Source organism: Bacillus halotolerans (assembly GCF_004006435.1).
GTDB lineage: Bacteria > Bacillota > Bacilli > Bacillales > Bacillaceae > Bacillus > Bacillus halotolerans.
The window spans coordinates 169,432-185,495 of sequence record NZ_CP029364.1 but is presented as its reverse complement, the minus strand read 5'-3'; the positions used below and the strand labels follow the sequence as shown (position 1 = coordinate 185,495).

The 16,064-nt window shown below is 45.9% G+C and carries 2 protein-coding genes (1 of these 2 running past the window's edge); both read left to right on the top strand.

Annotated features, from left to right (window positions below):
- The first annotated feature begins 35 nt into the window (after positions 1–35).
- Positions 36–15,188 carry a non-ribosomal peptide synthetase gene (locus DIC78_RS00720; protein WP_127695178.1) on the top strand — a complete coding sequence of 5,051 codons (15,153 nt, stop codon included), beginning with the start codon at positions 36–38 and terminating at the stop codon, positions 15,186–15,188.
- Positions 15,172–16,064, top strand: partial view of a type I polyketide synthase gene (locus tag DIC78_RS00715; protein ID WP_127695176.1) — the start only. Its footprint extends 12,847 nt past the window's final position; the window shows 893 of its 13,740 coding nt (coding positions 1–893); it begins with the start codon at positions 15,172–15,174; its stop codon lies beyond the right edge, outside the window. Before DIC78_RS00720 ends, DIC78_RS00715 begins: the two co-directional genes overlap by 17 nt.

Sequence of the window (16,064 nt, the reverse complement as noted above, 5' to 3'; positions counted from 1 at the left end):
ACATAAAAATGTGCAGGTGAAATGGAGGCAGCTCTATGAGAAATGATGTGAATACCCGCGGATTAGCTAATCCCTCTGTCAGCTATGGGGAGCCATTACATATATCCGAAGATCAACCGGCTACAATACCCGAGGTTTTATACAAAACTGCAGCGGAGCTTGGAGAAACAAAGGGGATCATTTATCTGCAGCAGGATGGAACTGAGATTCAGCAATCTTACGGCCGTTTATGGAAGGATGCGCTGCGTATTGTGAAGGGGCTCCGTCAATCTGGCCTGAGAGCAAAGGACAATGTGATCTTGCAGCTTGGTGACAATTCACAATTTATCCCTGCTTTCTGGGGCTGTGTTTCAACTGGAATTGTTCCGGCGCCTTTAGCTGTTGCCCCGACGTACACAGAGTCGAACAGCGGGACTCAAAAGCTGAAAGACGCATGGACACTTCTTGACAGGCCGCCGGTGATTACGAGTCGAGAATTGCTTCAGGAAATGATTGATTGGGCAAAAGAGCAAGAACTTGAAGGTTTTCGCGCCTTGGCTGTCGAGGATCTTTACCGTGATGAGATGGAAACCGACTGGCATCAAGCTCATCCTGAAGATTTGGCGCTTCTGCTGCTGACTTCAGGGAGTACGGGCACTCCCAAAGCAGTCATGCTCAATCACAAAAATATTTTAAGCATGGTGAAAGGCATTATTCAAATGCAAGGTTTTACAAGAGAGGATATCACGTTTAACTGGATGCCGTTTGATCATGTCGGAGGCATTGGGATGCTTCATTTGCGGGATGTCTATCTTGGCTGCCAAGAAATCAACGTCGCAAGTGAAACGATTTTGATGGAACCTCTAAAATGGCTTGATTGGATTGATCATTACCGTGCTTCTGTTACGTGGGCGCCGAATTTTGCTTTCGGACTTGTCACTGATTTTTCTGATGAAATGAAAAATCGAAACTGGGACCTGTCATCCATGCGCTATATGCTCAATGGCGGTGAAGCGATGGTCGCTAAAGTCGGGCGCAGAATGCTAGAGCTTTTAGAACCTCACGGATTGCCTGGTGATGCGATTCGCCCTGCATGGGGCATGTCTGAAACTTCATCCGGCGTGATTTTCTCTCGTGAGTTTACCCGTGCCGCAACAAGCGATGATGATGGTTTTGTGGAAATAGGCTCCCCGATTCCTGGATTCTCCATGAGGATTGTGGATGACCATAATGAATTGGTTGAGGAAGGCGAGATCGGCCGTTTTCAAGTCTCTGGCCTCTCTGTTACCAGCGGATATTATCGGCGCCCGGATTTGAATGAGAGTGTGTTTACGGAGGATGGCTGGTTTGAAACTGGCGATCTCGGTTTTTTGCGCAATGGGCGTCTAACCATTACGGGCCGTACGAAAGATGCGATTATTATTAATGGTGTCAATTACTACAGCCATGCGATTGAATCCGCAGTTGAAGAATTAGCGGAAATCGAAACTTCTTATACTGCCGCTTGTGCTGTCCGTGTGAATAACAATACAACGGATCAGTTGGCTATCTTCTTTGTTACTTCCGCCCAGATGAATGATGATGAAATCGTTCAACTTCTTAGAAACATACAGTATCATGTCACGCAGACAATCGGTGTGACTCCCGAATTTTTGCTTCCGGTGCATAAAGAAGAGATTCCGAAAACAGCTATAGGAAAGATTCAGCGCACACAGCTGAAAACGGCATTTGAAAATGGGGAGTTCGACCACTTGCTTCACAAACCGAACCGTATAAACGGTGAGGGAGAGACACAAGAAGCAGATGATGCCAAAAGAATAAGAGAAGAAATACAGGAATATCTGCTCAGCTGTTTTACTGATGAGCTTCATGTTTCCCGCAATTGGATTGAGCCCAACACCAATATCCAAAGCCTCGGTATTGACTCTATTAAGATGATGAAGCTTATTCGGGCGGTCGAGAAAAAATACCGCATCAGACTCACAGCCAGAGAGTTATATAAGTATCCTGCAATCGAATCACTGGCAAACTATCTGTCTGAAAAAGAAGATTTGCGGAGCAGCCTGTCTGGTGACAAAGATAGCATTAACACACCCCAATCAGAAGAGGCGGAAAAAAAGCAAGCAGCCTTTCAACCTCTTTCTGAAGTTCAAAAAGGTTTGTGGACATTGCAGAAAATGTCACCTGAAAATAGCGCTTATCACGTACCTCTCTGTTTTCGATTTACGTCAGCGCTTTACCTTGAAACTTTAAAGCAAGCTTTTCACCATGTGCTGAAACAGCATCCGATATTAAAGCATGTGATTCAAGAAAAAGACGGAGTGCCTTGCCTCAAAAATGAGCCGGTGCTATCTCTTGATATCAAAACAGAAGACATTTCGGGTATGAAAGAGTCTGACACGACTGCTTATCTTAGAAAACAAGTAAAAGAACCGTATGTAAAGGAAAACAGCCCGTTAATGCGCGTCCGTGTTTTTTCCAGATCAGAAGAAGAGCACTTTTTGCTTGTGGTTATTCACCATATTATTTTTGACGGGATTTCTTCCCTGACGTTTATTCGCAGCCTTTTTGACAGCTATAAGCTTCTATTAGAAGGACAGGAGCCGAAAGAGTCTGTTTCACCGGCCGTTTATCACGATTTTGCCGCTTGGGAACAGAACATGCTTGCCGGTGAAGACGGCGAGAAACATCGTTCGTACTGGCGGAAACAGCTATCGGGCACATTGCCGAATCTTCAGCTGCCGGCTGTAAGCACCAGTACGTCCGTTTCAGAGTTTAAGGAAGACACATACGCTCGGCGGCTGCCCAGCAGTTTAATGAAGCGTGTCAGATCGTTTGCCAAAGAGCATTCTACAAATGTTTCAACGGTATTGCTGAGCTGCTATATGATGCTGTTAGGCCGTTATTGCGATCAGAAAGAACTGATCGTCGGCATGCCTGCGATGGTGAGACCTGAAGAGCGATTTGATTCCTCTATTGGGCATTTTCTCAATATGCTGCCTATCCGGGGTGAACTGAAAGCGGCAGAAACTTTTTCTGAGTTCGTTTCGAGATTGCAATTCACAATCCTCGATGGACTGGATCATGCGGCTTATCCTTTTCCAAAAATGGTGCGGGATTTGAATATTTCTCGCCAGCAAGCAGGTTCACCTGTTTTTCAGACAGCTTTTTTCTATCAGAATTTTCTTCAAACTGGAAGTTATCAAAGTCTGTTGAGTAAATTTAAGGATTCCTTTTCTGTTGATTTCGTTGAGAGTATTCATCAAGAGGGTGAATACGAATTGGTGTTTGAGCTATGGGAAGAAGAAGAAAAAATGGAGCTGAACATCAAATACAATACTGGGCTGTTTGATACCGTTACTATTTCCGCTATGTTCGATCATTTTGTTTATTTAACAGAACAGGCTGTTGGGAGTCCTTCTCAGACTTTAAAAGAGTATTCCTTATTAACTGACGAAGAGGAACAAATGATTCTCAGAACGTGGAACGCTACTGACAAGAATTATCCACATGCGTGTTTTCATGAGTTATTTGAGCAGCAGGCGAAAAAGACGCCTAATCGGGCGGCTGTCAGCTATAAAGGTGAAACATTGACGTATCGGGAGCTTGATGAAAAAAGCACACAGCTGGCCATATATTTGCAGGCGCATGGAGCGGGGCCGGATCGCTTGGCAGGTATCTATGTGGATCGATCGCTGGAAATGATTGTGGGTTTATTGGCGATTCTCAAGGCAGGAGGAGCATATGTGCCGTTAGACCCGTCTTATCCGGCTGAGCGATTGGAATACATGCTGAAGGACAGTGAAGTCTCCATTACACTGACTACTTCCGAATTGGCCAATACTTTAAGCTGGAATGGGGTTCAGACAGTTTTGTTAGATCAGGACTGGGATGATGTCACTCAAGCCGCTTTTGATCGACGTGTTCTTTCGCGCACCGTCAAGCCGGAAAACTTGGCTTATGTCATTTATACGTCCGGCAGCACAGGGAAGCCCAAAGGTGTCATGATTCCGCATAAAGCGTTGACAAACTTTCTCGTTTCTATGGGTGAGACGCCCGGTCTTTCATCAGCGGATAGCCTGCTTGCTGTGACAACCTACTGTTTTGATATAGCTGCTTTAGAGCTATATCTCCCTTTGATAAAGGGGGCGCAGTGCCATATTTGCCAAACTGAACATACAAAAGACGTTGAAAAACTGAAGCGCGACATACAAGATTTGAGACCGACAATCATGCAAGCAACACCTGCGACATGGAAAATGCTCTTTTATTCAGGCTGGAAAAATGAAGAGGGAGTCAAGATTCTATGCGGAGGCGAAGCCTTACCTGAAAAACTAAAGCGGCATTTTCTCAATACGGACAGCGAAGCCTGGAATATGTTCGGACCTACGGAAACAACAGTCTGGTCTGCGGTCCAGCGTGTGAATGAAGAAAGATCTCACATCACGATAGGCCGGCCTATCGCAAATACCCGGATTTATATTACCGATTCGCAGCTTACGCCTGTCCCGGCTGGTGTCCCGGGAGAGCTTTGCATTGCGGGGGACGGAGTGGCAAAGGGCTATTACAAACAGGGTGAATTGACGGATGAAAGATTTATAGACAGCCCTTTTGAGCCTGGGTCAAAGCTTTATAGAACAGGTGACAAGGCACGCTGGCTTCCGGGAGGCAGGATTGAATATATCGGACGCATCGACAACCAGGTGAAAATACGCGGATTCCGCATTGAGCTTGGCGATATTGAAAGCCGGCTTAATGAACATCCGGCTATTCAGGAAAGCGTCATTCTGGCAGCTGAACAGGATGGAGACGAGAAGCTCGCTGCCTATTATACAGGGAAAGATGCAAATTTATCTCTATCATCAAGGGAGCTGCGGAATTATTTAAAAAACAGTTTACCAGCCTATATGGTGCCTTCTTATTTTACCCAGCTTGACCATATGCCGTTAACACCGAACGGCAAGATAGACAGAAATACTCTGAAGAAACAAAAAGTGACAGCGAAGCAGCCAAGGCAAGGGAATATTGCTTCTATGAAAATACAGGAAACTATTTTATCTATTTGGCAAGATGTACTGAACGTTTATGACATTGAGCAGGAAGACGGATTTTTCGATGTGGGAGGCGATTCGCTTCTCGCTGTTACGGCTGCCGAACGCATCAAGCATGAACTATCCTGTGAGTTTACTGTCACAGACTTGTTTGAATACTCAACGATCAAAGGCATCAGTAAATATATCACTGAACAGCAAATGGCGGATACTGGTTTCTCTTTGACTTTAGCATCAGCGGAAAAGTCAGATAAGCCTATTCACATGCAAAATGTTACTGGTGATCTTCCGGATTATTATGAGGACAGTGTAGCGATTATTGGGATATCGTGTGAATTTCCAGGTGCGAAAAACCATGCTGAGTTTTGGGAGAACCTTAGAGACGGCAAGGAAAGTATTAAATTTTTCAGTACAGAAGAGCTTCGGAGTTTTGGTGTTTCAGAGGAACTGACTGAGAGCTCACGGTATGTCCCGGCTAAATCCTCGATTGAAGGGAAGGACGAGTTTGACCCAAGCTTCTTTCAAATATCACCTAAAGATGCTGAATTTATGGATCCGCAGCTGCGGATGCTCATGACTCACTCCTGGAAAGCGATAGAAGATGCCGGTTACGTGTCCAAACAGATTCCGGAAACGAGTGTTTATATGTCAGCAAGCAATAATTCATATCGCGCGCTCTTGCCAAAAGAAACAACGGAGAGCCTTGAAACGCCGGACGGTTATGTATCGTGGGTGCTTGCACAGAGCGGAACCATTCCGACGATGATTTCTCATAAGCTCGGATTGAAAGGGCCTAGCTATTTCGTTCATGCCAATTGTTCTTCTTCTTTAATCGGATTGCATTCTGCCTATCAAAGCCTGATGTCTGGTGAATCTAATTATGCTTTGGTCGGCGGAGCGACATTGCACACCGAGTCAAATATCGGATACGTGCATCAGTCAGGTTTGAATTTTTCAAGTGATGGGCATATTAAGGCATTTGATGCCTCTGCCGACGGAATGATTGGCGGTGAGGGCGTTGCCGTTGTATTGCTCAAAAAAGCGGCGGATGCCGTAAAAGACGGCGACCACATCTATGCGTTGTTAAGAGGCATAGGTATAAATAACGATGGAGCTGACAAAGTCGGCTTTTATGCTCCAAGTGTAAAAGGACAGGCGGACGTGATTCAAAAGGTCATGAATCAAACGAATATTCAGCCTGAATCCATCAGCTATGTGGAAGCGCACGGTACAGGTACGAAGCTTGGAGATCCAATCGAGCTGTCAGCGTTGACGGCAGTTTACAGGCAGTATACAAATAAAAAACAATTTTGCGGAATCGGATCGGTCAAATCCAATATCGGACATGCTGATACGGCCGCCGGGCTGGCAGGCTGCATTAAGGTGGTGATGAGCCTTTACCATAATGAGCTTGCTCCTAGCATCAATTATAAGGATCCGAATCCAAATACAGACTTAGCTAATTCTCCTTTTTACGTCGTCGATCAAAAGAAAGCATTGAGTAATGAAATAAAAACGCACAGGGCTGCACTTAGTTCGTTCGGGCTTGGCGGGACAAACACTCATGCGATTTTCGAGCAATACAAAACAGTTTCTGCTGATCAGAAACAAACAGGGGCCTGCATCATTCCGATATCGGCAAAAAATAAAGAGCGGCTGCATGAGTATGTACATGGCATTTTGGTTCATTTGGAAAGAAGAGGGCTTGAAAGCGGCCATCTGGCTGATTTTGCTTATACCCTTCAGGTCGGGCGAGAAGCAATGGAATATCGGGTTGCCTTTATCGCTGATCATGTGGATGAGTTAAAACAAAGGCTGGCTGATTTTATCAATGGAAATTCACCAATAGAAGGCTGTTATCAAGGAGAGAAGCAGCAAGCCAAGGATGTTTCATGGCTGACAGAGGATGAAGACAGCGCGGAACTGATTGGGAAGTGGATCGCAAAAGGAAAAGTGAACAAGCTGGCGGAGATATGGAGTAAAGGAGCGCATATTGATTGGCTACAGCTTTACAAAGATGTGCGTCCAAACAGAATGAGTTTGCCGACATATCCTTTTGCAAAGGAACGATACTGGGCATCACAGGATGATCACAAGCTTTCGGGAAGAATGTCCGCTAAACAGACAGGCGTCAGTGCATTGCATCCGCTGCTTCATCAAAATACGTCAGACTTTTCTGAGCAGAGATTCAGTTCAGTTTTTACAGGTGAGGAATTCTTTCTGACAGATCATGTGGTGAGAGGGAAGCCGGTGCTCCCTGGGGTTGCCTACCTTGAAATGGCGCAAATGGCTGTAAACAAGGCTACAGGCAGCATAAACGAACAGGATGTCAGAATCAAATTAAATCACGCCGTTTGGGTTCAGCCTGTAGTGGTCGAGAGTCAGCCGGTTCATGTGCATATCAGTCTCTTTCCAGAAGAGGATGGGAAAATCACATATGACATTTACAGTACCGGAGAAGGGTCAGGCTCAGCCATACACAGTCAAGGCAGTGCGGAACTGATAACTGCAGCAGAAAAGCCGGCTTGGGATCTTGGTGAATTACAGCGCCGCTGCAGCCGGAAGGAGCTTTCGCCTCACCAATTTTACGAGGAAGGCAGAAGCAGGGGAATGTTTCATGGTCCGGCATTCCAAGGAATTCAGAAAGTGAATATCGGAAACAGAGAGGTTTTGGCACGATTGCAGCTGCCAGCATCTGTTTCTGACACACAGGAACGTTTTGTGCTGCATCCAAGTATGATGGACTCCGCTGTTCAGGCTGCCACAATCTGTATCATGCAGGAATTTACTGAGCAAAAATTGATTTTGCCGTTTGCGCTTGAAGAACTTGAAGTGATCAAAGGATGTACGTCTGCGATGTGGGCATATGCCCGGTTAAGTGACGGTGATCACGGCGGAGATATGGTGCAGAAAGCGGATATCGATTTGTTTGACGAGACTGGGGACGTATGCGTAAGGATGAAGGGATTTTCAACAAGAGTGTTGGAAGGAGAAGTTCATTCGCCAAAACCTGCAGTTACACATGAGCGGTTAATGCTCGAGCCGATTTGGAATAAGCAGGATGAGGTGATCGCTAAAGAGGTGACATCTTACGGAGAGCATCTCGTTGTCTTCTGTGAAACCGAACGAAAGGTCAGCGACGGCATTGCATCCCGCATGCAGAATGTGCATGTCATTACTCTGAATGAAACTGAGGGGAATATCGCTGAACGTTTTCAAAGCTATACACAGCAGGTTTTTGAACTCATACAAAAGAAGATTCGCTCTAAAGCTAATCTGATCATTCAAGTGATTGTGCCGGGGAAAGGCGAGAAGCAATTGTTTGCGGGAATGTCCGGATTACTCAAAACAGCAGAATTGGAATACAGCAAACTTACAGCTCAGGTCATTGAGGTCGAGAATCCGGAAGAGATCATTGGCCTTCATCAAAAGCTGATAGACGACAGTCAGAGGCCTGATGACAAACAGATCAAATATGAAGCTGGTGACCGCTTTGTCAAAGGCTGGAGTGAAATAGCGCGTCCGGCAGCTGCTGAGCTTCATATGCCATGGAAGGATAATGGCGTTTACCTTATCACAGGTGGAGCGGGGAGCTTAGGCCTTTTGTTTGCAAAAGAAATTGCCAATCGAGCCGTTCATCCGGCCATCATTCTTACGGGACGCTCAGTCTTAAGTGAGCATAAGGAGCAGGAGCTTGAGGCTCTCCGAAAGTTGGGTGCAGAGGTTATCTATAAACAGGCTGATGTTGGAGATCAAAAGGCGGTCTCACGGCTCATGGATGAAATCAAAGAGACGTACGGCCATCTCAATGGAATTCTTCACGGTGCAGGCATCATAAAAGATCACTTCATTGTGCACAAAACAAATAAAGAGTTTCAAGAAGTATTACAGCCAAAAGTGAACGGTTTGTTTTATCTAGATGAATGCAGCAAAGATTGGCAGTTGGACTTTTTCATCTTGTTTTCTTCTGTGTCCGGATGTTTAGGAAACACTGGACAAGCAGACTATGCAGCAGCCAATACATTTATGGATGCATTTGCCGTGTACAGAAACGCGCTTGCCGTGTCTAAGAAGCGGAACGGCACAACCATTTCCTTCAACTGGCCGTTATGGAAAGAGGGCGGTATGCAAGTTGATGCTGAAATTGAAAAGAGTATGTTGAAAAACGCAGGAATGGTCCCGATGCAAAGTGATCACGGCATTAAAGCCCTTTATCAAGGAATCGCTTCAGAAAAGCCGCAAGTATTCGTGATGGAAGGTCAGCTTGCGAAAATGAAGCAAAAATTGCTCTCTTCCGGGTCTAAAATCAAACGGACGGATCATAAAAGCGCAGATAAACATAACAGCCAAACCCGTAAATTGGAACAGTCTTTCATCCAGATGGTCGGAGAGATTTTAAAAGTTAACACTGAAGATATTGATATCAATACAGAACTCAGCGAGTACGGATTCGATTCGGTTACGTTTACTGTATTTACAAACCGGATTAATGAAGTGTACCAATTGGAGTTAGCGCCGACCATTTTCTTCGAATATGGAAGTATACGAAGCCTGGCTGAATATGTAATGTCTGAGTATCAGGATGAATGGCTGCCTCAAGATGTAGCCGTCAGCGGGACTGATGAACCATCCAACTCTTTATCTGCTGCAGACAGCCTGCAAGCTTCATTGAGTCACATGGTCAGCGTCATTTTAAAAGTGAACGTTGAAGATATCGATATCAATACAGAGCTGAGTGAGTATGGCTTTGATTCAGTTTCATTCACTGTATTTACGAATCAGATTAACGAAGCATATCAATTGGAATTGACGCCGACCATTTTCTTTGAATATGGAAGGATTCAAAGTTTGGCTGACTATCTGATAGATGAATACAAGGAGGCTTTTGCTGAGGAGAACGTAATATCATCGGTTCCTGAAAAAGATGAAGAAACAGCTCCTGCGGCTCCAAGCATGACAAAGAGGAGAAAACAGCGCTTTAAACAGACTGTTATGCCAAAAGAGGAAAGAAACACAAATCAGGCTGCCGATTATGAGCCGATCGCCATTGTCGGCATCAGCGGCCGATTCCCTGGAGCCAATGACATAGATGAATTCTGGAGAAATCTTGAGGAAGGCAAAGACAGTATCACGGAAGTCCCGAAAGACCGTTGGGATTGGCGGGAGCATTTTGGAAATCCTGACTCAGAAGCCAATAAGACTGACATCAAATGGGGCGGATTTATTGATGGTGTAGCAGAATTTGATCCGTTGTTTTTTGGGATATCACCCCGTGAAGCCCATTATGTAGATCCTCAACAGAGGCTGTTAATGGAATATGCATGGAAGGTGATAGAAGATGCTGGATGCTCGCCGCAGAGCCTTTCAGGTACAGGGACAGGCATCTTTATCGGCACAGGAAATACAGGATATAAAGATTTATTTACTAAAGAAAATCTCCCGATTGAAGGACATGCCGCAACAGGCCATATGATTCCTTCGGTAGGTCCGAATAGAATGAGTTATTTCTTAAATACCCATGGTCCAAGTGAACCGGTAGAAACGGCTTGTTCAAGCTCGCTTGTTGCGATTCACCGTGCTGTGACTGCTATGCAAAGCGGCGACTGTGAGATGGCAATCGCAGGAGGCGTGAACACGATATTAACCGAGGAGGCGCACATTAGCTACAGCAAAGCTGGCATGCTGAGCAAAGACGGTAGATGTAAAACATTCTCTGCTGATGCGAATGGTTATGTCAGAGGAGAAGGTGTCGGAATGGTCATGCTGAAAAAACTGACAGATGCTGAGCGCGATGGGAATCATATTTACGGCGTCATTCGGGGTACGGCAGAAAATCACGGAGGAAGAGCCAATACTCTGACATCTCCTAATCCGAAAGCGCAAGCTGATTTGCTGGTGCGTGCATATCGCCGGGCAGGCATAGATCCAAGTACAGTCACATATATCGAAGCGCACGGAACGGGGACTGAATTGGGAGATCCGATAGAAATAAACGGGCTGAAAGCCGCGTTTAAAGAACTGTCTAATAGGGATGAGCACACACAGCCGGAAGTTCCGGATCATCGATGCGGGATCGGCTCAGTTAAAAGCAATATCGGTCATTTGGAGCTGGCAGCGGGTATTTCTGGCCTGATTAAGGTACTGCTGCAGATGAAGCATAAAACCTTGGCCAAAAGCCTGCATTGCGATACGCTCAATCCTTACCTGCAGCTTACTGACAGTCCATTTTACATTGTTCAAGAAAAAGAGGAATGGAAGGCTGTCAAAGACCGGAACGGAAACGAAATCCCGCGCCGGGCAGGAATAAGTTCTTTTGGGATTGGCGGAGTAAACGCCCATATTGTGATTGAAGAATACATTCCAAAAGCAGGTTCCCGACATGCGCTTACTGAACATCCGAACATTATTGTGCTGTCGGCTAAAAATAAACAAAGGCTAATGGATCGGGCTGCACAATTGCTGGGTGCCATTCGTGACAAAAAGTATACAGATCAAGATCTGCACCGTATCGCCTACACGCTTCAAGTCGGGCGGGAAGAAATGGATGAACGCATGGCTTGTATTGCGGGCACAATGCAGGAGCTTGAAGAAAAACTGCAAGCGTATGTTGACAGCGAGGAAGGGACTGAAGGGCTCTTCCGCGGACAGGCGAATCGAAACAAAGAAGCGTTGGCCATTTTTTCTGCTGATGAGGACTTGGCAATGGCTATTGAGGCTTGGATCAGAAAAAGGAAATACGCCAAGCTTGCGGATTTATGGGTCAAAGGTGTCGCGGTCAATTGGGCTAAACTGTATGGCGGGGCGGCCAAACCGCGTCTAATGAGCCTTCCTTCATATCCGTTTGCGAAGGATTACTATTGGCTTCCGGCAGAGAAAAGTCTTTCAGAACCGGACAACATAGAGTTCGTTGATCATAGTGAAAAGCGGACCTCATGTGTTTTGACAAAACAATGGAGCGCAAGTCCGATTGCCACAAAAACGCCGGGGACAAGGGCTGTTGCGATTCTCAGCAATGAAGAGACGGCAGACTTGGCAGCTGAAGTATCAAAGCATTTCCCGAAACATCTCATATTAAATGTGAGCCGGATTGACAATGAACAGTTAAGTAATGATTGGAAACAGTTTGACGGCCTTGTGGATTTAATCGGTTGCGGCGGACACGAGGAAGAACAGCTACATTGGATTAGCTGGATTCAAAGGCTGGTTGAAGACGGGCATAAAGAGGGAATCATGCTGCTTTGTGTGACGAAAGGGCTGGAATCATTCCAAAACCCTTCCGTGCAGATGACAGGAGCCTCCCGTGCTGGCTTGTATCGTATGCTTCAAAGCGAATACAGCCATTTGAGATCAAGGCATATGGATGCGGAAGACTCTGTTCATCCTCATATTCTCGCGAAGCAGATCGCTGAGGAGTTTTATTCCGATACTGAGGAGACGGAGGTTTGCTACAGAGAGGGCTTGCGGTACCAGGCTTACTTAAAAGCGCATCCGGTAACCTGGAGAGGAGTCGAAGATCGACAGACCTTCCCGGAAGAACATGTGCTTCTCATTACAGGCGGGACAAGAGGAATCGGACTATTAAGCGCCCGGCATTTTGCGGAACACTATGGAGTGAAAAAGCTGGTTTTGACAGGACGTGAGCAGCTTCCTCCGCGAGAAGAATGGGCTCATGCTGAGACATTAAATACCTCTGCGGCGCAGAAAATTCAAGCGGTACGGGAGCTGGAGGCACAAGGCATACAAGTTCAAATGCTGTCACTCTCTTTGTCTGATGAGACACAAGTACAGCAAGCCTTACATGAAATCAATCAAACAATGGGGCCAATTGGCGGAGTCATTCATTGTGCAGGAATAACGGACATGGATACCTTGGCGTTTATCCGCAAAACAGCTGATGATATGCGGCAGGTACTGGAGCCGAAGGTGTCTGGGCTTACAACCCTTTATCGCTATGTAAGTCGTGAGCCACTACAGTTTTTTGTATTATTTTCTTCTGTTTCTGCCATTATTCCGGCACTTTCGGCTGGACAAGCTGATTATGCCATGGCTAACAGCTATATGGATTATTTTGCAGAAGCACATAAGGAAAATGCGCCAATCTTCAGCATTCAGTGGCCGAATTGGAAAGAAACCGGTATGGGGGAAGTGACAAATCAAGCATATCGAGAAAGCGGCTTGCTGAGCATTACGAATTCAGAGGGCTTGCGTTTTCTGGATCAAATCTTATCTGGGACCTTGCAGCCGGTTGTCCTCCCTGCTATCACGAATCAGGAAAATTGGAAGCCAGACCGGCTGATGGAGCGGCGGATCCGGCAAGAATCTGGATTGAAAGAAGAAGCTTTGCTTGTATCACAACCTGAAAAAATCGGGAAAACCGCAGAGCCGGCTAAACATGAGCTGCTTTTAGATGAAACGCGGACATGGCTTGTTGCTTTGTTTTCTGAAGAGCTGAGAATCGAACGCGAACACCTGAAAATTGATGATTTATTTCAGGATTATGGTGTAGATTCTATTATCTTGGCACAGCTGCTCCAGCGTATTAATCGAAAGTTAGACACAGCGCTCGATCCATCTATTCTTTATGAATATCCAACAATTCAGCGCTTTGCTGATTGGCTTGTAGGATCTTATGCCGAATCCTTGACTGCTCTGTTTGGAGACAAGATAGGGGAAAATGCGGAAGCATCTTCGGCAAATAGAACTGAGACAGTCACACCTCACCCTGCGGAGGATCCTGCTTCTGTCAGCCGAAGACAGGTGCCGGTGTCCTCGTCACCGAGTTCTCATCCAGAGGATATCGCCGTTGTCGGGTTATCTTGCCGCTTTCCGGGGGCGGATACACTGGAAGCATATTGGTCGTTATTATCTGAGGGACGCTCGTCAATCGGACCGGTTCCGGCAGAGCGCTGGGGTTATCAGTCACCGTATTATGCCGGAGTCATTGATCACATCAGCCATTTCGATCATGATTTCTTCCTGCTCCATGAAGAGGATGTAAAGGCGATGGACCCGCAAGCGTTATTGGTATTGGAAGAGTGTTTGAAACTTTGGTATCACGCCGGATATACACCAGATGAAATAAAGGGTGAATCTATCGGTGTCTATCTTGGAGGCAGAAGCCAGCACAAGCCTGATGAAGAGAGTCTTCTTCATACGAAGAATCCTATCGTGACAGTCGGCCAGAATTATGTAGCGGCAAATATTTCACAATTTTTTGATGTCCGCGGCCCGAGTGTTGTGTTAGATACAGCATGTTCATCAGCTTTAGTCGGCATGAACATGGCTATTCAGGCCTTACACAGCGGGGATATGAAAGCTGCTGTAGTGGGCGGTGTCAGCTTGCTTGGTTCAGACGCCTCTCACCGGCTGTTTGAGCAGCGCGGCATTTTAAGTAAGCGTTCATCCTTCCATGTGTTTGATGAGCGTGCTGATGGCGTTGTTTTAGGTGAGGGTGTCGGAATGGTTCTGTTAAAAACGGTAAAACAGGCCATACAAGACGGAGATACCATTTATGCTGTGGTCAAAGCGGCCTCGGTCAATAATGACGGAAGAACCGCAGGGCCTGCAACACCTAATTTGGAAGCGCAAAAGGAAGTCATGAAGGCTGCGCTTGCCAAAAGCGGAAAACAGCCAGAGGACATCAGCTATCTTGAAGCAAACGGATCAGGTTCAATGGTAACCGATCTGCTTGAGCTTAAAGCGATTCAATCCGTGTACCGTTCAGGGAACGCAAATCCCCTTTCGCTCGGATCAATCAAGCCGAATATCGGACATCCGCTTTGTGCTGAAGGAATCGCAAGTTTTATCAAGGTTGTTCTGATGATGAAAGAGCGCAGTGTTGTTCCATTTTTATCAGGTGATAAAGAGATGTCACATTTCGATAAGCAGAAAGCGAATCTCACGTTCAGCCGATCGCTGGAAAAATGGACAGAACCGCTGCCTGCTGCGGCCATTAACTGCTTTGCCGATGGGGGGACAAACGCCCATGTCATTTTAGAGGCGTGGGATGAAGATAAAAAACGTGTGATTAAGCGTAGTCCAATATCGCCTCCTGAATTAAAGAAACGGGTGTTTTCGGCTGGCGCGTCAAAGCCGGAAGAGGAGACCTTAAAAATGGACACAGCAAACATATGGGATTCTTATGAAGTGGAGGTCTAACGTGAAAAATATAACGAAGCAACTCACTCTATCGTTAAAAAATCCGTTTATTTATCACCATGTGGTTTACGGACAACATGTTCTTCCGGGTTTGGCTTATATTGATATGATTTACCAGATATTCAGAGAACACGGCTATTCCTTCTCAGAGCTTCAACTGCGGAACTTATCCATTTACCAGCCGTTGACTGCTAGACAGGATTCGGTAATTATGCTCAATATCGATTGCACGGAGAAAAATGAAGGGCATTGGCAAATATCAGTTAAAGGCTTCGAAAAACGCCGTGATAAAGAAGCGTCAGATGAAAAGCTCTTTATGAAGGCTGATATGCACACCGACGTGCCGGCAGTGTTTGAAGAAACACTGGAGGTCAATCACCTCAAAGCAATTCCGGACACGATTGTACAGCTCGATGATGTGTATGAACAGTGCAGACGCCAGGAACTTGTGCATAGCGGATATATGAAAGCGAATGGACATATTTATGAAGAGGAAGACGGTGTGCTCCTTGATCTTTCTCTTGGCTCCGAAGCTATGCTTCATGCAGAAGGCTTTATGTTTCATCCGGCTCTCATCGATGGGAGCGGAGTGGGAGCCAACAATTTGCTTACATCTTTGCTTAAAGGGGAACAGAGGCTGTTTTTGCCTCTGTTCTATGAATCTTTTTCTGCTTCAGCCCTTTTGCAGACGCATTGCATGACAAGAATTAAGCGTTCATCTGTCCGTCAGGAAAAAGAGCTCATTTATGTAACGCTTGAATTTTTTAATGCTTCGGGAGAAAAGGTAGCTGAACTGAAAAACTTCACAAGCAAATTAGTGCGTGAAGCAGAGCTTATTCATGGAGGCCGCAAGGATTTGCCTCAAAGCCAGGAGGC